At 68.0% G+C, this 21943-nt stretch carries 12 protein-coding genes; 8 read left to right on the forward strand and 4 right to left on the reverse strand.

Going from position 1 to position 21943, the window contains the following annotated elements; genetic code table 11:
- Window positions 1–151 precede the first annotated feature (151 nt).
- The 4 genes from ABIA71_RS19465 (at window position 152) to ABIA71_RS19480 (ending at window position 11684) form a co-directional block, all read left to right on the forward strand.
- Entirely contained in the window at window positions 152–1957 is a 1806-nt protein-coding gene (locus tag ABIA71_RS19465; protein WP_502961286.1) for an autotransporter assembly complex protein TamA, read from the forward strand.
- A complete protein-coding gene (locus ABIA71_RS19470; RefSeq protein WP_354287479.1) occupies window positions 1954–5796 on the forward strand; it encodes a translocation/assembly module TamB domain-containing protein in 3843 nt (1280 codons plus the stop codon). The genes ABIA71_RS19465 and ABIA71_RS19470 overlap by 4 nt, the downstream gene beginning before the upstream one ends.
- Before the next feature lie 107 nt (window positions 5797–5903).
- The gene (locus ABIA71_RS19475) at window positions 5904–8051 is read left to right on the forward strand and encodes a S46 family peptidase (protein WP_354287481.1); all 2148 of its coding nucleotides are present in this window, start codon (window positions 5904–5906) and stop codon (window positions 8049–8051) included.
- Window positions 8052–8234: 183 nt separating this feature from the next.
- Window positions 8235–11684, forward strand: coding sequence for a hybrid sensor histidine kinase/response regulator (locus ABIA71_RS19480; RefSeq protein ID WP_354287482.1), 3450 nt, complete (start codon window positions 8235–8237; stop codon window positions 11682–11684).
- 25 nt (window positions 11685–11709) lie between these two features.
- Here the strand turns inward: ABIA71_RS19480 and ABIA71_RS19485 are convergent, their stop codons facing one another.
- The 3 genes from ABIA71_RS19485 to acs all read right to left on the reverse strand — a co-directional run bounded on the left by ABIA71_RS19485 (window position 11710) and on the right by acs (window position 15441).
- Window positions 11710–12288 (reverse strand): manganese efflux pump MntP, encoded by a 579-nt coding sequence (locus tag ABIA71_RS19485; protein ID WP_128098162.1) that lies wholly within the window; start codon window positions 12286–12288, stop codon window positions 11710–11712.
- A 364-nt stretch (window positions 12289–12652) separates the two neighbouring features.
- Window positions 12653–13318 carry a response regulator transcription factor gene (locus ABIA71_RS19490; protein ID WP_128098161.1) on the reverse strand — a complete coding sequence of 222 codons (666 nt, stop codon included), beginning with the start codon at window positions 13316–13318 and terminating at the stop codon, window positions 12653–12655.
- Window positions 13319–13497: 179 nt separating this feature from the next.
- Window positions 13498–15441 carry an acetate--CoA ligase gene (acs, locus tag ABIA71_RS19495; RefSeq protein WP_354287483.1) on the reverse strand — a complete coding sequence of 648 codons (1944 nt, stop codon included), beginning with the start codon at window positions 15439–15441 and terminating at the stop codon, window positions 13498–13500.
- Window positions 15442–15867: 426 nt separating this feature from the next.
- Between acs and ABIA71_RS19500 the strand changes: the two genes are divergently transcribed.
- The 3 genes from ABIA71_RS19500 (at window position 15868) to ABIA71_RS19510 (ending at window position 20738) form a co-directional block, all read left to right on the forward strand.
- On the forward strand, window positions 15868–17295 hold the full coding sequence (locus ABIA71_RS19500; RefSeq protein ID WP_354287485.1) for a DcaP family trimeric outer membrane transporter: 1428 nt from the start codon (window positions 15868–15870) through the stop codon (window positions 17293–17295).
- Window positions 17296–17395: 100 nt separating this feature from the next.
- Window positions 17396–19045, forward strand: a complete 1650-nt coding sequence (locus tag ABIA71_RS19505) for an MFS transporter (protein WP_354287487.1) — start codon at window positions 17396–17398, stop codon at window positions 19043–19045.
- A gap of 277 nt (window positions 19046–19322) precedes the next feature.
- On the forward strand, window positions 19323–20738 hold the full coding sequence (locus ABIA71_RS19510; protein WP_354287489.1) for a coniferyl aldehyde dehydrogenase: 1416 nt from the start codon (window positions 19323–19325) through the stop codon (window positions 20736–20738).
- A 36-nt stretch (window positions 20739–20774) separates the two neighbouring features.
- Here ABIA71_RS19510 and ABIA71_RS19515 read toward each other — a convergent pair whose 3' ends face one another.
- Window positions 20775–21101 carry a hypothetical protein gene (locus tag ABIA71_RS19515; RefSeq protein ID WP_354287491.1) on the reverse strand — a complete coding sequence of 109 codons (327 nt, stop codon included), beginning with the start codon at window positions 21099–21101 and terminating at the stop codon, window positions 20775–20777.
- 64 nt (window positions 21102–21165) lie between these two features.
- Here ABIA71_RS19515 and xth point away from each other — a divergent pair, with 64 nt between their 5' ends.
- Window positions 21166–21933 (forward strand): exodeoxyribonuclease III, encoded by a 768-nt coding sequence (gene xth, locus ABIA71_RS19520; protein ID WP_354287493.1) that lies wholly within the window; start codon window positions 21166–21168, stop codon window positions 21931–21933.
- The last annotated feature ends 10 nt before the right edge of the window (window positions 21934–21943 follow it).

The raw sequence follows: 21943 nt of genomic DNA on the forward strand, positions 1-21943 counted from the left end.
CAGGATCCGGCCACACGCGTCGTGGACGGTCGTGTCCGAACGCGGTGTCGCCATCGAAAGAGAAGAAAACGACAGAAGCGATCTTCTGCGCGAATTTAACGGGTCCTTCACCGCCGTTCTGAAACAGCCGGCTCGATTTCGCATGCTCGCAATGGCCCGTTATGCTGTCCCCATGCAGCCAAAGAATTACGCCCTTCCCCTGATGTTCCTGTCGCTGGTCACCGCCTCGGTGGCCCACGCACGCGGGACCATCGACAAGGTGGAAATCAAAGGACTGGACAAGGGCGACGACGCCGAGATGATCGAGAACATCGAGGTCTCGCTGTCGCTGTACGACACCATCGGCAAGCCCCAGGGTGAGTCGCGGCTGGAGTATCTGTTGTCCCAGGCCGAGCGCCAGACCCGCGAAGCCCTGGAGCCGTTCGGCTACTACAACCCGGTGATCAAGGTGGACAGCCCGCGCGAGGGCGAGAACCTGCGCGTGGTGATCCAGGTCGACAAGGGCCCGCCCACGCTGGTGCGGCGCGAGCACATCGACATCACCGGGCCGGCGCAGCTGGACCAGTACCTGCAGGAAGACCTGGAGAAGTTCAAGCCGCGCAAGGGCCAGCGCTTCGAACATACCCAGTACGAAGCCAGCAAGATCACCGTGACCCGGCGCCTGGCCGAGCGCGGCTATTTCGATGCCGACTACACCCAGCGCCAGGTACAGGTCACCCGCGCCGAGAATGCCGCCGACATCGACCTGACCTGGGACAGCGGCCGCCGCTACAACATGGGCGATATCCGTTTCCACCAGGATTACTTCGTCGACACGCTGTTCGACCCGCTGGTGTACTGGGAAAAGGGCAGCTATTTCCACGAAGGCAAGCTGGACCGCCTGCGCGAGTCGCTGACCAAGCTGGACTACTTCAGCGTGATCGACATCCAGCCCCGCCCGGACCAGGCCGATGCCAACGGCGACGTGCCGGTGGACGTCAACCTGACCCGCGCCAAGCGCTCGATCTACACCGCCGGTCTGAGCTACGGCAGCGAGAGCGGCGCCGGTGTGCGCGGCGGTCTGGAGCGGCGGTTCCTGAACAGCCGCGGCCACAAGATGAATACCCAGCTGGACTATGCGCAGAAGCGCAAGAGTCTGGTCACCAGCTACCGCATTCCGGCCTTCGCCTGGCTGGATGGCTGGTACGCCTTCACCGCCAGTGCCTACGATGAGCAGACCGACTACATCGACCTGCGCAACTTCAAGCTGTCGGCCAGCCGCAGCGGTGAGATCAACGAACACTGGACGGCGATCGCCTCGATCAACGCGCTGCGCGAGCGCTGGCGCTACGCCTCGGGCACCGAGTTCAACGATGCGCTCTACAACACCTCGACCCTGGTCTACCCGCAGTTGGTGGCCGACTACGTCAACGTGGACGACGAGCTGTTCCCGCGTCGCGGTATCAGTGGCAGCGCGACGCTGCGCGGTGGCGTGGAAGGCGTGGGTTCGGACACCAGCTTCGTGCAGGCCAACATGGTGCTGCGCTGGTACGTGCCGATCGGCGACAACGACCGCCTGATCCTGCGCGGCGAAGGGGGCACCACCTGGACCAGCGACCTGGTGGCGATGCCGCCCAGCCTGCGCTTCTTCGCCGGTGGCGACCGCAGCATCCGCGGCTACGCCTTCCGCGAAGTCGGGCCGCGTACGCCGGCGCCGGACAAGTTCGCGCTGGGTGCCAAGAACCTGGTGGTCGGCTCGGCCGAGTATGAGCATTACTTCAAGGGCGGCCCGTGGGGCGCGGCGGTATTCGTCGACACCGGCAGCGCGTTCGACAACACCATCGACCTGCACACCGGCGTGGGCTTCGGCGTACGCTGGAAATCGCCCGTGGGCCCGGTGCGCGTGGATATCGCGCACGGCCTGAACAACCCTGATTCGCAGTTCCAGCTGTACCTGAACATCGGAGCGGACCTGTGAGCACGCCGACCCCGTCCGCACCCGCCACGCCGCCGCCGCGCGTGCGCTTCTACCGCAAGCGCCGCTTCTGGGCGTGGTCCGGGTTCACCGTGCTGGGCCTGGTGCTGCTGGCGCTGCTGCTGGTGTACTGGCTGCTGCAGACCGTGGCCGGTCGCGACGTGCTGCTGGCCCAGGTGGTGGCGCGGCTGCCGGTAGGCGCCACGCTGACGTGGAGCAAGGTCGATGGCCCCGTCGCCGGGCCCCTGGTGCTGCACGACCTGGAATTCCGTTACGACGATATCCACTTCACCGCCGAGCGCGCCTATCTCGATCCGGACATCCGCCCGCTGCTGGGGCGCAAGCTGCAGCTGGACGCGCTGCAGCTCAAGAACGCCTCGCTGAACCTGGCCAAGAGCGATGAGCCGTTCGAACTGCCGTCGTGGCCGGACTCGCTGCCGCAGATTGAAATGCCGCTGGCGATCCAGGCCGATACCATCATCATCGATGGCTTCCGCATCACCCAGGCGCAGCAGCCGCTGATCGCCATCGACACGCTGCGCGGCGGGGTGGAAATCGCCAATGGCGAATTCCGCGCCAGCCAGCTCAAGATCGACAGCGACCTGGGCTACTTCCGCGTGGACGGGCGTTACCTGCCGCGCAGCGATTACGACACCGACATCACCATCGGCGCGCGCCTGCCGGCACCGCTGGGCCGCACGCCCGCGCGGCTGGGCCTGGTGGCACGCGGCGACCTGGGCCATATGGAAGTGGCGGTGGCCGGCAACGCGCCGGCGCCGCTGCAGGCCAGCGTGGTGTTCGACGGCCGCACCGACCCGGTGTGGACGGCCAGCGCACGCACCCGCGAGCTGGATCTGTCGCTGCTGGTACCGGGCATGGATGCCGGCACCAGCACGCCGATGGCGCTGGACTTCAAGGCCGACGGCAAGGGCGGCCAGGCCAACCTGCAGGGCAGCTTCAAGCAGGGCGACATCGCGGTGGAACTGGCACCGTCCAAGGTTGGCCTGGCCGACCAGGTGCTGACCGTGGCGCCGTTGCAGGTGAAGGCCTTCGGTGGCCAGGCGCGCCTGCAGGGCAAGGCGGATTTCACCGACAAGGAGAATGCCAGCCTGCGCTTTTCGATCGTGGCCAACGACCTGACCTTCGTGCCGGCCGCCGACACCACCACCGCCGGTGCCGCCGCGCCGGTACCGGTGACGCTGAAAGAGGCGCGGATGGGCCTGGCCGGTACGCTCAAGAACTGGGCGGCGGTGGGCAAGGCCTCGGTGGAGCGCGAAAAGCAGACCGCCGACCTGACCTTCGATGTGCGCGGCAACGACCAGGCCGCGTCGATCAAGCAGCTGCTGGCCAGCACCCCGGGCGGGTCGCTGGACGTGACCGGCCAGGTGGCCTGGGCGCCGCAGCTGGACTGGGACGTGGCCGCCAAGCTGGCCGGGTTCGACCCGGGCTATTTCGCACCGGGCTGGGACGGCAAGCTGTCCGGCGCGCTGGCCTCCAAGGGACGGCAGTTGCCGCCGCCGGCCGGCAGCCCGGCCGGTACCGCGGGCGCGTATGAAGCCACCGTGGACGTGCCCGGCATCAAGGGCATGCTGCGCAAGCGCACGGTGGATGCACAGGGCAAGTTCGCGCTGCGCGGTACGCAGGGCGAGGGCAACGTGAAACTGGCGGTGGGCAACAGCCGCCTGACCGCGAAGGGCTCGGTGGGCGACCGGCTGGATATCGACGCGCAGCTGGAGCCGGTGAACCTGGACGACCTGCTGCCGGGCAGCACCGGCAGCCTGCGCGGCCACGTGCTGGTGAAGGGGCCACGCACCGCGCCGGACATCAGTGCCGACCTGGTGGGCAACGGCCTGCGCTGGAATGACTGGAGCGCCGAGGCGATCAGCATCAAGGGCCTGCTGCCGTGGCAGGGCGACAGCGGCACGCTGGCGGTGCAGGGCCGCAAGGTGCAGGTGGGCATGCTGCTGGACACGCTGAACGTGGATGCGCGCGGCAGCCTGTCCAACCTGCGCCTGGATGCGCAGACCCGAAACGAGCTTGGCGCGGTCGCCCTGAGCGGCGGCGTGCGCCAGCAGGGCCAGGCGTGGCGGGGCGACCTGACCGCGCTGCGCATCGCCCCGATGAAGGGCGATGCGTGGAGCCTGCGAGCGCCGGCCACCTTCAGCGTGCAGGGCAGCAACTTCACCCTGAGCGATGCGTGCCTGGGCGCGGCTACCGGCGGGGCGCTGTGCGCCAGCGCCAACTGGCCGCGCGAAGGCCTGCTGGTGCGCGGTGATGCGTTGCCGTTGGCGCTGGTGCAGCCGTGGCTGCCGCCGCAGTCGGGGCGGCGCATGTACCTGCGCGGCGAACTGACTCTGGATGGCCGCATCCGCCCGCGTGGCAACGCCTTTGAGGGCAACTTCAAGGTGGCCTCGATGGAGGGCGGCATCCGCCTGGGCGACAACGCGCGCGGTGAGCTGGTGCGCTACGACCACTTCTCCGCCGACGTGGAAATGACCCCGGCGCAGATCAACGCCAAGCTCGGTGTCGGCTTCCAGGGCGACGGCTTCGTGGACGCCAAGGTGCAGACCGGGTGGGATGCCAATGCGCCGCTCACCGGCGAGCTGTACATGAACATCGCGCGGCTGTACTGGCTGGAGCTGTTCTCGCCGGACATCGTGCGCCCGACCGGCCTGATCGAAGGCCACGTCAGCCTGCGCGGCACGCGCGGCACGCCGTCGCTGGGCGGGGAGGCCACGCTGAGCAAGTTCAAGGGCGAATTCCCGGCGCTGGGCCTGACCTTCGACGAGGGCAAGGGCAGCTTCACCGCACAGCCCGATGGTTCGGCCAAGATCACCGCGCAGGCCAATTCGGGCCAGGGCACGCTGTTCGTCGATGGCGGGCTGTCGTGGTTCGGCGATGCGCAGCCGTTGCAGCTGCACATCCACGGCGAGAACGTGCTGCTGGCCAATACCTCCGAACTGCGGGTGATCGCCAACCCCAACCTCGACTTCACCCTGGCCGGCACCGCCATGCAACTGCGGGGCAGCGTGCACGTGCCCGAGGCCGACCTCGATCTGGAACGCCTGGACCGCGGCACCTCGGTGTCCGAGGACGTGGTGGTGCTGGACCCGGTGGATCCGGAAGAAACCCCGACCTCGCCGCTGGACATGGACCTCACCGTCAGCCTGGGCGACAAGGTCAAGATGAGCGGCTTCGGCCTGAAGGGCGCGCTGGGCGGCAAGATGCAGGTATGGTCGCGGCCGGGCCGGGAAATGACCGCCAACGGCGGGCTGGAGGTCAGCGGACGCTACAAGGCCTATGGCCAGGACCTAACCATCACCCGCGGCAACCTCAGCTGGAACTACAACGCGGTGGCCGATCCGCGCATCAACATCCGCGCCGAACGCACCATCGGCGACGTGGTGGCCGGTATCGACGTCACCGGCCGCGCGCAGTCGCCGCGGGTGGATGTGTGGTCGACCCCGGCGATGTCGCAGTCCGAGGCGCTGGCCTACCTGGTGCTGGGACGCAGCCTGACCGGGGCCAGCAGCGACCAGGCCCAGCAGGTGAACGCGGCCTCGGCGGCGATCTCGGCCGGCAGCGGCCTGCTCGCCTCGCAGCTGGGTGCCAAGCTCGGCCTGGACGATGCCGGGGTGAGCCAGTCGCGCGCGCTGGGGGGCTCGGTGATCGGCGTCGGCAAGTACATCTCGCCCAAGCTCTACGTGGGCTACGGCGTGTCGCTGGTCGGCAGCGGCTCGGTGCTGACCCTGAAATACCTGCTGCGGCGCGGCTTCGACGTGGAAGTGGAGTCGAGCACGGTGGAAAACCGGGGGTCGTTGAACTGGCGAAAGGAAAAGTAGATCACGACCGCTGGTCGTGATGCGGGGGCGTGCCCAACCATCGGCCGTTGCCCCTGCCGGGCGCAGCGGCTATGGTCCCGGGCTGTTCTGACGTACCGGAAGTGCCCATGTCGCCACGTAAACCCCTGACCGCCGCCCTGGCCCTTGGCCTGACCCTCGCCGCCGGCGCCCACGCCGATGAAGGCATGTGGATGCCGACCCAGCTGCCGGACCTGGCCAAGCCGCTGAAGGCGGCCGGCTTCAAGGGCAACCCGGCCGACCTGGCCAACGTCACCGCGCCGCCGCTGAGTGCGGTGGTGCGTGCCGGTGGCGGCACCGGTTCGTTCGTGTCCGCCGACGGCCTGCTGCTGACCAACCACCACGTGGCGATGGGCGTGATCCAGTACAACAGCTCGCCCGAGCACAACCTGATCGACAACGGCTTCATCGCCCAGGGCCGCAGCGACGAACGCGCGGCCAACCCGGACTTCCGCGTGCTGGTCACCACCGGTTTCGACAAGGTCACCGACGAGGTGCTGCGCGACGCGCGCGGCAAGACCGGGCGCGCCTATTTCGATGCGGTCGACCGCGCCAGCAAGCAGCTGGTGGCCGACTGCGAGAAGGAAGGCAACGTGCGCTGCAGCGTGGCCGACATGTACTACGGCACCGACTTCTACCGCATCCGCCAGCTGGAGCTGAGCGACGTGCGGCTGGTGTACGCGCCGCCGCGCGCGATCGGCAACTACGGCGATGAAATCGACAACTTCATGTGGCCGCGCCACACCGGCGACTTCACCCTGCTGCGCGCCTATGTGGGCAAGGACGGCAAGCCCGCGCCGTACAGCCCGGACAACGTGCCCTACCAGCCGCCGGCGCACCTGAAGATGGCCATCGACGGGCCAAAGACGGGCGACTACGCGATGCTGGCTGGCTACCCGGGCATCACCTACCGGCACCGCACCGCCGCCGAGTTCGCCAGCCAGATCGACGCCGTGCTGCCGCGCCGGGTGGCGGTGTTCCAGCAGATGATCGACACCATCGAGGCGGCCACCGCCAAGGACGCGCAGGCGCGGACCCGCTACGCCTCGCAGCTGCAGTCGCTGAAGAACAACCGCAAGCGTGCCGCCGGCGAGCTGGAAGGCCTGCTGCGCAGCGACGCCAAGGCCCAGCGCGCCAGCGATGAAGGCGCGATGCTCGCGGCCACCGATGCCAGGTACAAGGACGACATCCAGGCCCTGCTGGGCTCGCTGTCGCAGGGCGCGTCGGTCGGCGAACGCGATCTGCTGCTGGACCTGCTGTCGGCGCAGAGCCAGCTGCTGCGGTCGGCGCTGACCCTGGAACGCCTGCGCATTGAATCGGCCAAGCCCGATGCCGAGCGCGAGAGCGGCTACCAGCAACGCGACCTGGCGCTGATCGAAGGGACCCTGAAGCAGGTGCAGCGCCGCTATTCGCCCGAGGTGGAAAAGGCCGTGCTGACCACGCTGCTGACCCGCTACCAGCAGCTGCCGGAGGCACAGCGCGTGCCCGAGTTCGACGCTGCCTTCGGGCGTACCCCGGCAGCGCTGGCCAAGGCGCTGGACGGCCTGTACGCCAGCACCACGCTGGGTGACGAAGCCCAGCGCCTGTCGCGGTTTGCCGCGGCAAAGGACGGCAAGCCGCTGGCGCGCGACCCGCTGATCGACCTGGCCGGCCCGCTGGTGGCCGCGCAGCTGCGCCTGGATGACCAGAGCAAGGCACGCGCCGGTGAACAGCTGCGCCTGCGCCCGGCCTACATGCAGGCGCTGTTTGCCTGGCGCGCCAAGCAGGGGCGCGCGGTGTACCCCGATGCCAACCGCACGCTGCGCATCAGCTACGGCAAGGTGGAAGCGCTGTCGCCGCGCGATGCGGTGCATTTCGACCCGGTGACCACCGTGGCCGGCATCGTCGAGAAGAACACCAACGCCTACCCGTTCGATGCGCCCAAGCCGCTGCTGGCCGCGATCGCCAAGGGCGACTTCGGCTCCACCGCCGATCCGGTGCTGAAGACCCAGACGGTCAACTTCCTGACCAACCTGGACACCACCGGCGGCAATTCCGGCTCGCCGGTGCTCAACGCCAAGGGCGAGCTGATCGGGCTGAACTTCGACAGCAACTGGGAATCGGTGAGTGCCAGCTGGTGGTTCGACCCGCGCTACAAGCGCGCCGTGCACGTGGACATGCGCTACCTGCGCTGGTTGCTGGCCAAGGTGTACCCGGCCCCCGAGCTGCTGAAGGAAATGGGCGTTCCGGCGGAATGACCCGGGGCGGTCACGGCCAACGGTCGTGACCTTCCGGTGGGTGGGCGTGACCGGCCGGTCGGGCGGCGGTGGACGATGTTTCCGTCAGGACCCACGGTCATGCCGACCCGTGAGCCGGTGGCGATGTTTCCATCACGGCCAACGGTCGTGATCTACTGCTGTTTACCCTGACGGAATCACCTCGTGGTCTCCAGCTGGATCCTGCTGTTGGTATCGGTGGCCTATGCCGCGCTGTTGTTCGGCGTGGCGTGGTGGGGCGACCGACGCCCGATGTACCCCGACCGGCCGTGGCTGCGGCCGGTGGTCTACAGCCTGGCGCTGGCGGTGTACTGCTCGTCGTGGACCTTCTACGGGGCGGTGGGCACGGCGGTGCGCAACGGCATCGGCTACCTGCCGATCTACCTGGGCCCGCTGCTGCTGTGGCTGTTCGGCTGGCGCATCATTGAGCGCCTGGCGCTGATCGCGCGCAGCCAGAACGTGGTCTCCATCGCCGACTTCATCTCCTCGCGGTTCGGGCGCTCGCGGCGGCTGGCCGCGCTGGTGGCGGTGATCGCGCTGATCGGCATCGTGCCGTACCTGGCGTTGCAGTACAAAGCCGTGGCGATGAGCCTGCAGGTGCTCACCGGCAATGTCGGGCCCACCGGCTTCTTCACCGATCCGGCGCTGTACGTGGCGCTGCTGATGGCGCTGTTTGCCACCTTGTTCGGTACCCGCCAGGTGGATGCCACCGAGCATCACCACGGCATGATGCTGGCCATCGCGCTGGAGTCGCTGATCAAGCTGATCGCGATGGTGGCGCTGGGATTGTTCGCCTACCTGTGGCTCAACGACCGCACCGACGCGGTGCTGCAGTCGGCGCATACGCTGTTTGCCGGGTTGCCGCCGGTCGGATTCATCTCGCAGACCCTGCTCAGTTTCCTGGCCATCATCTGCCTGCCGCGCCAGTTCCACGTGGCCGTGGTGGAGTGCGGTGACGTGCGCGACATCCGCCGCGCGCGCTGGATGTTCGGTGCGTACCTGGTGATCATCTCGGCGATGGTGATCCCGATCGCCACCGCCGGCGTGACCCTGTTCGGCACCGGCGGCAGCGTGGCCGACGACAGCATGGTGCTGGCCCTGCCGCTGGCCGAAGGCCGCAAGTTCCTGGCGTTGGTGGCCTACGTGGGCGGCTTCTCGGCGGCCACCGGCATGGTCATCGTGGCCTCCATCGCGCTGGCCACCATGGTCAGCAATGACCTGGTGATGCCGGTGCTGCTGCGCCGCAGTGGCGACCACCAGGAAGCGGCCGACGTGGCCTCGCGGGTGCTGTGGATCCGCCGCACCGCGATCCTGCTGCTGGCGCTGGCCGCCTATAGCTACTACCGCGGCAGCAGCAATGACAGCACGCTGGCCTCGTACGGGTTGATGGCGTTCGCGGCGGTGGCGCAGTTCGCGCCCGGGCTGATCGGCGGCCTTTACTGGCGCGGGGCCAGCCGCCGGGGCGTGGAAGTGGGCATGCTGCTCGGCTTTGCCACCTGGGTGTACACGCTGCTGCTGCCGGCGCTGACCCATGCCGGCTGGATGGACGCGGCATGGCTGGTGCAGGGGCCGTTCGGCATCGACTGGCTGCGGCCGCAACGCCTGTTCGGCATGAGCGGCTGGGACCCGCTGACCCATGGCACGTTCTGGTCGCTGCTGGTCAATGCCGCGGCGATGCTGCTGGTGTCGGTGCGCTGGCGCCCGGGCGTGGACGAACGCCTGCGCGCGGCGCCGTTCCTGGACCCGTACGCACAGCGGCCGTCGGTGGCCGGGGCGTGGCCGGGCCATGTGCACGTGGAAGACCTGCTGGCACTGGCCTCGCGGGTGGTCGGCGACCGCCATGCGCGGCGCTCGTTCTTCGAGCAGGCCCAGTCGATGGGCCGCGAGCTGCAGGCGTCCGCGCCGGCCGACCGGGCCTGGGTGCAGTTCACCGAGCGCCTGCTGGCCGCCTCGATCGGTGCGGCCTCGGCGCGCCTGTTGCTGACCAGCCTGCTGCGCGGTTCGGGCATGGACCTGGGCGAAGTGGTGGCGGTGCTGGACGAAGCCGGCCAGGAGCTCCGCTTCAACCGCGAGATTCTGTCCACCACGCTGGAAAACATCAGCGCCGGGGTCAGCGTGGTCGACCCGGACATGCGCCTGACCGCGTGGAACCGCCGCTACCAGCAGATGTTCGGCTACCCCGACGGCATGCTGTACGTGGGCCGCCCGGTGGCCGACCTGATCCGCTACAACGCCGAACGCGGCGAGCTGGGCGAGGGCGACATCGATGTGCAGATCAACCGACGCATCGGCTACATGCGCGCCGGTTCGCCGCACATCTTCGAGCGCACCCGCAGCGACGGCAAGGTCATCGAAATGCGGGGCCAGGCACTGCCCGGCGGCGGCTATGTCACCAGCTACAACGACATCACCGATTACAAGCACGCCGAAAAAGCGCTGCTGGAAGCCAACGAAACCCTGGAACAGCGCGTGGCCGAGCGCTCGCACGAAGCCGAGGTGGCGCAGCAGTCCAAGACGCGCTTCCTGGCGGCGATCAGCCACGACGTGCTGCAGCCGTTGAACGCGGCGCGGCTGTTCGCCTCCGCGCTGCGCGAAAGCCACCACAACAACGAAGAGCAGCGCCACCTGGCCGAGCGCGTGGATGCCTCGCTGCGCGCCGCCGAGGAGCTGCTGGACGGCCTGCTGGACGTGTCGCGGCTGGATGCGGGTGGGCTGCACCCGGTGATCGGCGATTTCGACGTGAGCGTGCTGATGCGCGAGCTGGCCGCGCAGTACTCGCCGGTGGCGGCCGGTCGCGGGCTGCGCCTGGACCTGTTCGCGCGCCCGGCCTGGATCCGCAGCGACCGCCGGCTGCTGCGCCGGGTGCTGCAGAACTTCCTGGCCAACGCGTTGCGCTACACGCGGCAGGGCCGGATCGTGCTGGCGGTGCGCCACCGTGGCAACGAGGTGGAACTGCAGGTCTGGGATACCGGGCCGGGCATTCCCGAGCACCACATGCAGCAGATCTTCGACGAATTCCACCGCTACCAGCAGCCCTTCGACTGGGGCGAGCAGGGGCTGGGGCTGGGCCTGTCGATCTGCCAGCGCATCTCGCGCCTGCTCGACCACCGGCTCAATGCACGCAGCCGGGTGGGCAGTGGCAGCATGTTCTCGATCATGCTGCCGCGGGTGGACGCGCCGGTGCTGCCGCAGTCGGCCCAGGCCTCGCCGACGCCCGCCCCGACCCGCACCGATTCCCTGGCCGGCATGCGCGTGCTGTGCGTGGACAACGACCAGGAAATCCTGGACGGCATGCGCGCGCTGCTCGGACGGTGGGGAGTGGAGGTGATCACCGCCAGCACCGTGGACCAGGCGCTGGAGAAGGTGGACCTGCATCCGGACGTGATGCTGGTGGATTACCACCTGCACGACCGGCTGGATGGACTGGATACGCTGGTGGCGCTGCGCGACAAGGCCGGGCGTGCGATTCCCGGTGCACTGTTGACCGCCGACGGGCGCGATGAACTGAAGCGGATGGCGCGCGAGCGCGGCTACCGGTTGCTGACCAAGCCGATCAAGCCGGCCTCGCTGCGCGCCTTCCTGGCCGCCTTCCACGCACCGCGCGGCGACATGTAGCCGCGCGGCGGTGGGGCAGGGCGCATCAGCCCATGGCGCCGCTGAGGTGTTCGTACAGGATGGTCGAGCCGATGATGATCAGGATCAGGCCGCCGATGATCTCGGCGCGCTTGCCGACCATGTTGCCCAGCACGCGGCCCAGCATGACCCCGGCGGTGACCATGGTGAAGGTGCACAGGCCGATCACCAGCGCCATCACGCCGATGTGGACATCCAGGAAGGCCAGGCCGATGCCGACCGCCATCGCATCGATGCTGGTGGCAAAGCCGGTGACCGCCAGGCGCCAGAAGCCGTGGTGCTTGCTGGTGTCTTCGTCCTCGGCGCCGTCATCGGGGCGGATGCCGTTGATGATCATGTGCACGCCCAACGCACCGAGCAGGCCGAAGGCGATCCAGTGGTCGAACGCTTCGACGTATTGCAGGGCGGCACGGCCCAGCAACCAGCCGATCACCGGCGTGATGCCTTCGATGACACCGAAAATGAGGCCGGCGCGCAGCGCATCGGGGAAGCGTGGCTTGCGCATGGCTGCGCCTTTGCCGATCGCCGCAGCGAAGGCATCGGTGGACATGGCAAAGCCGATCAGCAGGATCGAAAGGGGGGACATTGGGGTACACGGCAGGTCGGGCGATTGCGAGCAACGGACCGCGAACGCGCCCAACCTGTCGTTGCGCACGCGGACCGCTGGTCTCGCCAACCACGATGGCTACCCGCACCACGGCGCACTGGCCGAGTATGTTGATGCGGGCGATTCCTGCAGCAGGAATCCGGCTACTCCCCAAGGGGACGCGAAGCTTAGCACCGGGTCCGCCGGATCGAGCATTCACCGGCAATTGCGCAGGCAACGCTGGCTTTCATAGCCCCGGCTATAAGCGGGGCGGGTAGAGCCGACCGTTGGTCGGCTGCGCGACCTGATCGGGCTGTGCAGCCGACCAACGGTCGGCTCTACGCCACCGATCCGGGCGGTGCCCTCACTCCTCTTCCGGCGGCAGCACGATCTGTTCGTCGTCGATGGCGAGCTTGCCGGCCATCAGCACGGCCTGGGTGCGGTTGGTCACCCCCAGCTTGCGCAGGATCGCGGTGACGTGGGCCTTGATCGTCGCCTCGGACACGTTGAGGTCATAGGCGATCTGCTTGTTGAGCCGGCCGGCGCCCAGCATCTGCAGCACGCGGAACTGCTGCGGGGTGAGTTCGCGCAGGCGCTGGCCGATTTCGCGTTCCTCGCGCCCGGTGGGCGGCACGTTGTGCGCTTCCGGCGGGGCCCAGGTTTCGCCATCGAGGATGGTGCCCAGCGCATGGCCGATGGTGTCCGAATCGGCGGATTTGGGAATGAAACCGAACGCGCCATGGTCCAGCGCACGGCGCATCACCGTGGGTTCCTCGCGTGCGGACACCACCACCACCGGCAGCTGCGGGTGCAGGGCGCGCATGTGCACCAGCGCGTTGAAACCCTGCGCGCCGGGCATGTTGAGGTCCATCAGCACCAGGTCGGCGTCGGTGTGCTGGTCGGCCAGCTGGTACAGCGCTTCCACGCTGTCGGCTTCGAACAGCTGTACGCCGGGAATGACGCGTTGCACGGCCCCGCGAAGGGCTTCGCGGAACAGCGGGTGGTCGTCGGCAATCAGGAGGGTAGGCATGGTGGGGGCCATGTTGCGAAAGGGGTAACACGCTGAAACGGAACGAGTGTATCGACACGACAGCCCCCTGAGTCAGGGGGCGGCCGCGCAGCGGCGAGGGTGTGGGTGATGGTGAGAAGGGGCCCACGGTCCGCTTGCGGACCGTGGGAGCGACAGCGCGAATGCGATGGGGCGACCCCTCACTTCACTTTGCGCTCTTCCACCAGCGAGGCCACCACCGACGGATCGGCCAGGGTCGAGGTGTCGCCCAGCTGGTCCGGGGCGTTCTCGGCGATCTTGCGCAGGATGCGGCGCATGATCTTGCCCGAGCGCGTCTTGGGCAGGCCCGGCGCCCACTGCAGGTGGTCGGGCGCGGCGATCGGGCCGATCTCCTTGCGCACCCAGGCGATCAGTTCCTTGTGCAGTTCATCGCTCGGTGTTTCTTCAGCGATCAGGGTGACATAGGCGTAGATGCCCTGGCCCTTGATGTCATGCGGGAAACCGACCACGGCCGCCTCGGCCACCTTCGGGTGCGAGACCAGCGCGCTTTCCACTTCGGCGGTGCCGATGCGATGGCCGGACACGTTGATCACATCGTCCACGCGGCCGGTGATCCAGTAGTAGCCGTCTTCATCGCGACGGCAGCCGTCGCCGGTGAAGTAGCTGCCCGGGTAGGTGCGGAAATAGGTGTCGATGAAGCGCTGGTGGTCGCCGTACACGCTGCGCATCTGGCCCGGCCACGAATCGCGGATGATCAGGTTGCCCTCGGTGGGGCCATCCTGGATCTCGCCGTCGGCATTGACCAGCGCCGGCTGCACGCCGAAGAAGGGCAGGGTGGCCGACCCCGGCTTGAGGTCCACCGCACCGGGCAGCGGCGAAATCAGGATGCCGCCGGTTTCGGTCTGCCACCAGGTATCCACGATCGGGCAGCGGCTGTCGCCCACCACCTCGTAGTACCAGCGCCAGGCTTCGGGATTGATCGGCTCGCCGACGCTGCCCAGCAGGCGCAGCGATGCACGCGAGGTGCGCTTCACCGGCGCTTCGCCTTCCCGCATCAACGCGCGGATGGCGGTGGGCGCGGTGTAGAAGATGGTCACCTGGTGCTTGTCGATCACCTCCCAGAAGCGCGAGGTGGTGGGGAAGTTCGGCACGCCTTCGAACATCAGCGAGGTGGCGCCGTTGGCCAGCGGTCCGTACACGATGTAACTGTGGCCGGTGACCCAGCCGACGTCGGCGGTGCACCAGTAGATGTCGTCCTCGCGCAGGTCGAACACCGCTTCATGGGTGTAGGACGCATACAGCAGGTAGCCGGCGGTGGTGTGCAGCACGCCCTTGGGCTTGCCGGTGGAACCGGAGGTGTACAGGATGAACAGCGGGTCTTCGGCGTTCATCCGCTCCGGTTCGCACTGCGCCGGTTGCGCGTCCACCACGTCATGGAACCAGCGGTCGCGCGGGGCCTGCATGTCCACCGCGCCGCCGGTGTGGCGGACCACCAGCACGGTTTCCACGGTGGTGGTGCCGGGGAGCTTCAGTGCCGCATCCACGTTGGCCTTGAGCGGAATCCTGCGGCCACCGCGCAGGCCTTCGTCGGCCGTGATGATCAGCTTGCTGGCGCAGTCGATCACGCGGTCGGCGATCGAGTTCGGCGCAAAGCCACCGAACACCACCGAGTGCACCGCACCGATGCGCGCACAGGCGAGCATGGCCACGGCGGCATCGACGATCATCGGCAGGTAGATGGTGACCCGGTCGCCCTTCTGCACGCCCAGGTTGCGCAGCGCATTGCCCAGCCGGCACACGCGTTCGTACAGCTCGCGGTAGGTGACACCCTGCGACGGTGCATCCGGGCTGTCCGGTTCGAACAGCAGCGCCACCTTGTCGCCGCGCTGCGCGAGCTGGCGGTCCAGGCAGTTGACGCTGGCGTTGAGCTCGCCGTCCTCGAACCACTTGATGCGGAAATCGTCGAGGTTGTAGCTGACGTTCTTGATCGTGGTCGGCGGCTTGAACCATTCCAGGCGCTGCGCGGCCTTGCCCCAGAAGGCATCCGGGTGCTCGATCGATTCACGGTAAAGCGTTTCGTACGTGTTCTTGTCAATGCGCGCCTTGGCGGAAAAATCCGCCTTGACGGGGTAAAGATCGGCCATGGCACCCTCACTTGCAACAGGACTTGGGTTGTGCGGTCGCAACATAAGGTGCGACCTCTCCCCCTCAGTTTGCCGCATCCACCCTGCTTCGCGGTGGCTGGGTGGTTAGACCATGGTCGAACGCGGTGGCGTGCGACGGTGGGGCGCGCGGGGCGGTGTGCCGACCCGTCGGGACGCCCGCCGCGGGCGATTGGGGAGGGCTGTTCGCTGGTGGGCGTGGGGTGGGGGCGAAAAGCGTACCGACCAACGGTCGGTACCTGCCCAGGTGCCTGCGGCACCTGCCGTCCGCTGTTGGCGTCCGGGTCGTGCTCGCCCAACGGGCGAGTACGACTAATGGCCAATAGCCGGTGCGGGCGCGGCGGCCCCACTGTCGGCTCGACCGTGCCCAGCGCGGCGTTCGCATTGCCACCCGGGAGAGAGGGCAACATGAGCCACCGTTTATTGAAGACGACACGCCGGCCGTTGGCGGCCGCCCTGTTCGTTGCATTGATCGCACCAGGCGTCGCATTCGCCGATACCGCCAAAGAGAAGGCGCTGGAAGCACGTATCGCCGAGCTGGAGCGCCAGGTGCAGATGCTGGTCAACACCAGCCAGCAGCAACAGACCCAGATCAGCCAGGCCCAGACCGACGTCACCGCGGTGAAGACCGTGCAGGCCCAGCAGCCGCTGGCGGCGCAGGTGCCGGCCGGCAAGCAGCCGATCCAGGTCACCACCATCACCCCGGGCGCCGCGCCGGGCACCACGGTCAAGATCGGTGGCTTCATCAAGGCCGACTTCCTGGCCACCCAGACCGGCGATGGCCAGCTGGCCGACGACGCCACCGGCCGCGCGCTGTACCTGCCGGGCCAGACCCCGGTGGCCGGTGCCGGCGGCAGCGGCGAACGCTCGGACGTGGACTACAACGCCCACGCCAAGTTCTCGCGCTTCAACCTGGGCATCGACAACGTCAGCGAAGGCGGCAACAAGGCCGGCGCGTTCTTCGAGATGGATTTCTTCGGCAACTCGCTGGGCAACCAGACCGCCACCAATACCTACGGCGTGACCCTGCGCCACGCGTACATGTACTGGAACAACTGGCTGGCCGGCCAGACCTGGTCCAACTTCATGGACGCCGCGTCGCTGCCGGAAGCTGCCGACTTCGTCGGGCCGACCGACGGCGTGCTGTTCGTGCGCCAGGCGCAGATCCGCTACACCCAGGGCGGCTTCAGCGTCGCGCTGGAAAACCCGGAAACCACCGTGCTCACCGGCACCCGCAACCCGATCACCGGGGCGTGGACGAACGTGGCCAGCAACTCCGACCGCGGCGCGCTGCCCGACCTGACCCTGCGTTACGGCTGGAAGGGCGATTGGGGCACCTTCGGCGTGGGCGGCGTGGTGCGCCAGCTGCAGATCGACAACCAGACCACCGGTGCCAAGGCCGACAAGATCGGCGGCGGCCTGACCCTGGGCGGCAAGTGGGTGATGGGCGGCAGCGACACGCTGCATTACCAGATCAGCGGCGGCGAAGGCATCGCCCGCTACGTGGGCCTGGGCGTCACTGCCGACACCGCCTATGACATCGCCCGCGACGAGCTCAACCCGACCGGCGTGCTGGCCGGCTACGTCGGCTGGCGCCATGCCTTCACCCCGAAGCTGCGCACCAACCTGATCTACGCGCGCAGCGACTACGACAACGACGGCAGCCTGGGCCCGCTGGTCACCAAGAGCGTGCAGAGCATCCGCGGCAACATCTTCTACACGCCGATGCCCAAGGTCGATATCGGTGCCGAGTACATGTACGGCGTGCGCGAGATCGAGGACGGGCGCAAGGGCGACATCAACCGCCTGCAGTTCACCACGAAATACAGTTTTTAACGGAGTGCCGACCCACGGTCGGCACCTGCACAACTAGAAACCACCCGACCAACACTGCGATTGCCGACCAACGGTCGGCACTACCGAGGGGATGCTTCCCATGTCAACGACACCCGCACCAGCCACGCTTACCCAGGGACACAAGAAGGTCATCTTCGCGTCCAGCCTGGGGACGGTCTTCGAGTGGTACGACTTCTTCCTGTACGGCTCGCTGGCGGCGATCATCGCCAAGCAGTTCTTCAGTGGCGTCAACGAAACCACGGGCATGATCTTCGCCCTGCTGGCCTTCGCCGCCGGCTTCTTCGTGCGTCCGTTCGGCGCGGCCTTCTTCGGCAGCCTCGGCGACCGCATCGGCCGCAAGTACACCTTCCTGGTCACGATCCTGATCATGGGCATCTCGACCTTCCTGGTCGGCGTGCTGCCCAACTACGCGTCGATCGGGTTTGCCGCGCCGGTGATCCTGATCATCCTGCGTCTGGCCCAGGGCCTGGCAATGGGCGGCGAGTACGGTGGCGCGGCCACCTACGTGGCCGAGCATGCCCCGGCTGACAAGCGTGGCCTGTACACCAGCTTCATCCAGTGCACCGCGACGCTGGGCCTGTTCATGTCGCTGCTGATCATCCTGGCCTGCCGTTACTTCCTGGGCAACGAAGCCTTCGAAGCCTGGGGCTGGCGCATTCCGTTCCTGGTGTCCATCGTGCTGCTGGGCGTGTCGGTGTGGATCCGCCTGCAGCTGAGCGAGTCGCCGCTGTTCCAGCAGATGAAGGCCGAAGGCAAGGGCTCCAAGACCCCGTTCCGTGACAGCCTCAAGGGCGGCAACCTCAAGCTGATGCTGCTGGTGCTGCTGGGTGCCGCGGCCGGCCAGGCCGTGGTGTGGTACGGCGGCCAGTTCTACGCGCTGTTCTTCCTGAGCAGCATGCTCAAGGTCGATGCCACCACCTCCTACCTGCTGATCGCCGCCGCGCTTGCCCTCGGCGTGCCGTTCTTCATCTTCTTCGGCTGGCTGTCCGACCGTATCGGCCGCAAGAAGATCATCCTGGCCGGCTGCCTGCTGGCCGCCATCACCTACATCCCGATCTTCAAGGGCCTGACCCACTTCGCCAATCCGGCCATCGAAGAAGCCCGCACCAACTCGCCGGCGCTGGTCGTGGCCGATCCGAACACCTGCTCGTTCCAGTTCGATCCGGTCGGCATGCGCAAGTTCACCAGCTCCTGCGACGTGGCCACCGCCGCGCTGACCAAGGCCGGTGTGCCCTATGAAGTGAAGCCGGCCGCCGCCGGTACCCTGGCGATCGTCAACGTGGGCAGCGCCAGCGTCACCTCCTACGAGTCCGCCGGGCTGACCAAGGAAGAAGGCAAGGCCAAGGCCGATGCGTTCGGGGCCGAGCTGAAGACCGCACTGACCACCGCCGGCTACCCGGCCAAGGCCGACAACGCGCGCGTCAACATCCCCGGCACGATCTTCATGCTGTGGCTGCTGGTGCTGTACGTGACTATGGTCTACGGCCCGATCGCCGCCTACCTGGTCGAGCTGTTCCCGACCCGCATCCGCTACACCTCGATGTCGCTGCCGTACCACATCGGCAACGGCTGGTTCGGTGGCTTCCTGCCGGCGATTTCCTTCGCGCTGGTAGCCGGTACCGGCAACCTCTACTACGGCCTGTGGTACCCGATCATCATCGCCCTGATGACGGTCGTGGTGGGCGGCCTGTTCCTGCGCGAAACGCGTGGGGTGGATATCACCAAGTAACGGTGCGCCACACAGAATGAAGAAGGGGCCGCGATGCAGATCGCGGCCCTTTTCGTTCCCGGTAGTGCCGGCCGCTGGCCGGCAACCACGCACACCCTTCCGAAGGCGACGTACTGCCGGCCGCTGGCCGGCAACTACGCACACCCTTCCGAAGGCGACGTAGTGCCGGCCGCTGGCCGGCTCTCCATGCGCTTTCGGAGACACGTGCGACGTTGCCGGCCAGCGGCCGGCACTACCGGTGACACGCGCTCACGCAGCGTCCAGCTATAGTCGGCCCATGAGCGACGCCCACACCGATCCCGCCGCGCTACCGGCGATCCTGCAGACCCTGCGTAGTGCCTGGCAGGCCCGGCGCCCGTCGCTGGACCAGCGCGAGGCCGATCTGCGCCGCCTGCGCGCGGCGCTGAAAGAGAGGATGGACGAGATGGCGCAGGCCATCTCGGCCGACTTCGGCCACCGCTCCCCCCACGAATCCATGATCGCCGACGGCATGACCGTGCTCGGCGAGATCGACCACCTGCTCAAGCACCTGCGCCGCTGGGCGCGCCCGCGCCGGGTCGGGGTGGGCTGGCGGTTCTGGCCGGCGCGCGCGCAGACCCGCGCGGTGCCGCTGGGCGTGGTTGGCGTGATCTCGCCGTGGAATTATCCGGTCAACCTGGCGCTGATTCCGCTGGCCACCGCCATTGCCGCCGGCAACCACGTCATCCTCAAGCCGTCCGAACACACGCCGCGTACCAGCGCGTTCCTGCAGGCGCTGCTGGCCGAGGTGTTCCCGGCCGACCGCGTGGCGGTGGTGCAGGGCGATGGTGCGTTGGCCAGTGCGCTGGCGGGCTCGCCGCTGGACCACCTGGTGTTCACCGGTTCCACCGCCATCGGCCGCAAGGTCATGGCCGCCGCGGCCCAGCACCTCACGCCGCTGACCCTCGAGCTGGGTGGCAAGTCACCGGCCATCGTCTGCAGCGACTACCCGCTGGACAAGGCCGCCGCACGCCTGGCCACCGGCAAGTGGTTCAACGCCGGCCAGACCTGCATCGCCCCGGATTACGTGCTCATCGATGGCGCCCGCCAGCGCGAGCTGGTGCAGCAGCTGCAGACCCAGGTGCGCACGCGCTACGGTGACTTCAGCGATGCCACCGACTACACGCGGATCATCCATGAGGGCCAGTACCAGCGGCTGCGCGGGTACCTGGACCAGGCCCGCGCACGCGGCGTGCCGGTGATCGAGCTGGCCACGGTGGATCCCGAGCGCGCCGCGCGCGAACGCCTGATCGTGCCGACCATCGTGCTCGACCCGCCGGCCGACCTGGACCTGATGCAGGAGGAGATCTTCGGCCCGATCCTGCCGGTCTGCGCGTATCCCAGCCTGGACGCCGCACTGGCCGAGGTGCAGGGCCGCGACCGGCCGCTGGCGCTGTATGTCTTCAGCCAGCAGCGTGACACGGTCGAACGTGTGCTCGGGCAGGTGGTGGCCGGCGGCATCACCGTCAACGACACCCTGCTGCACTTCGCCATCAACGACCTGCCGTTCGGCGGCGTCGGCCCGAGCGGCATGGGCGCCTACCACGGCCGCGCCGGCTTCGACGGGCTCAGCAAACAGCTGCCGATCCTGTGGCAGTCGCGCTGGGCCGCCAGCGACCTGCTCAAACCGCCGTATTCGAAGATCGCCGGGATGCTGAAGGCGCTGGTGCGCTGACCCGCGGCCGGTTGCGTCGCCCCGCAGCGGACGGGGTCAGCGCGAGGACCGGCCTTCGTGGAACCACGCGTAGGCGGCTGCCTCCAGATCGCCTTCTTCGGCGATCACCGAACCGTCTTCGTCCAGCACGGTGTAGTGGCGCTGGTCGCCGCCCAGCGCCGCGCTGCCATCCAGCCCGAGAAGCAGGGTGTACATGGCATCGGTGGCGAACCCATCGAGCACGTCCCGCAACTGCTGCGCCTGCACGGGTGACAGTGCCATCGCGGTGATCCGCGCCGCCGATTCCGTCCCCGGGGCCCAGGCGGCGGCCAACAGCCGTTCTTTCTCGGCGTACCACTTGGCTACGAAGGCATCTGCGTCCATGGGGGTTCCGTGCGATCGGGGGGCCACAGCCTAACGTCGGTGGCTACCCGGTAGAATGGCGCCCATGAAAATCGCCTCCTGGAACGTCAATTCGCTCAACGTGCGCCTGCCGCACCTGGAACAATGGCTCACGGCGTTCGCGCCGGATGTGGTCGGTATCCAGGAAACCAAGATGGAGGACCACAAGTTCCCCGACGCGGTGCTGGCCGGGCTGGGCTACCGCAGCGTGTTTGCCGGACAGAAGACCTACAACGGCGTGGCGCTGCTGTCGCGCGAACCGGCGCAGGACGTGCAGATCGGCATTCCCGGGTTCGAGGACGAGCAGAAGCGCGTGATCGCCGGCACCGTCAATGGCGTGCGCATCATCAACCTGTATGTGGTCAACGGCCAGGACGTGGGTACCGACAAGTACGCCTACAAGCTGCGCTGGCTCGAGGCCGTGCATGCCTGGGTCGAGGCCGAGCTGGCCCGCTACCCCGAGCTGGTGGTCATGGGCGACTTCAACATCGCCCCCGACGCGCGGGATGTGAACGACCCGCTGGTCTGGAACGAGAACCACATCCTGACCTCCACCGCCGAGCGCGGCGCCCTCAACAAGCTGCTCAAGCTGGGCCTGCACGATGCGTTCCGCCTGCACAGCGAGGAAGAAGGCGTGTTCAGCTGGTGGGACTACCGCGCCGCCGGTTTCCGCCGCAACCTGGGCCTGCGTATCGACCTGACGCTGGTGTCGGACGCACTCAAGGCGCGTGCCGTTGCCTCGGGCATCGACCGCGAGCCGCGCACCTGGGACCGCCCCAGCGACCACGCCCCGGCGTGGGTGCAGTTGGGGTAGTGCTGGCCGC

Origin of the sequence: Stenotrophomonas sp. 2619, from assembly GCF_040548725.1 — a bacterium.
Taxonomy (GTDB): domain Bacteria; phylum Pseudomonadota; class Gammaproteobacteria; order Xanthomonadales; family Xanthomonadaceae; genus Stenotrophomonas; species Stenotrophomonas maltophilia_AP.

Bases quoted from the DNA above. Each gene is read 5' to 3' on its own strand.
- ABIA71_RS19500 (WP_354287485.1), top strand. From the start codon at position 15,868: ATGAGCCACCGTTTATTGAAGACGACACGCCGGCCGTTGGCGGCCGCC.
- ABIA71_RS19475 (WP_354287481.1), top strand. From the start codon at position 5,904: ATGTCGCCACGTAAACCCCTGACCGCCGCCCTGGCCCTTGGCCTGACC.
- ABIA71_RS19515 (WP_354287491.1), bottom strand. From the start codon at position 21,101: ATGGACGCAGATGCCTTCGTAGCCAAGTGGTACGCCGAGAAAGAACGG.
- ABIA71_RS19485 (WP_128098162.1), bottom strand. From the start codon at position 12,288: ATGTCCCCCCTTTCGATCCTGCTGATCGGCTTTGCCATGTCCACCGAT.
- ABIA71_RS19505 (WP_354287487.1), top strand. From the start codon at position 17,396: ATGTCAACGACACCCGCACCAGCCACGCTTACCCAGGGACACAAGAAG.
- acs (WP_354287483.1), bottom strand. From the start codon at position 15,441: ATGGCCGATCTTTACCCCGTCAAGGCGGATTTTTCCGCCAAGGCGCGC.
- xth (WP_354287493.1), top strand. From the start codon at position 21,166: ATGAAAATCGCCTCCTGGAACGTCAATTCGCTCAACGTGCGCCTGCCG.
- ABIA71_RS19490 (WP_128098161.1), bottom strand. From the start codon at position 13,318: ATGCCTACCCTCCTGATTGCCGACGACCACCCGCTGTTCCGCGAAGCC.
- ABIA71_RS19465 (WP_502961286.1), top strand. From the start codon at position 152: ATGGCCCGTTATGCTGTCCCCATGCAGCCAAAGAATTACGCCCTTCCC.
- ABIA71_RS19510 (WP_354287489.1), top strand. From the start codon at position 19,323: ATGAGCGACGCCCACACCGATCCCGCCGCGCTACCGGCGATCCTGCAG.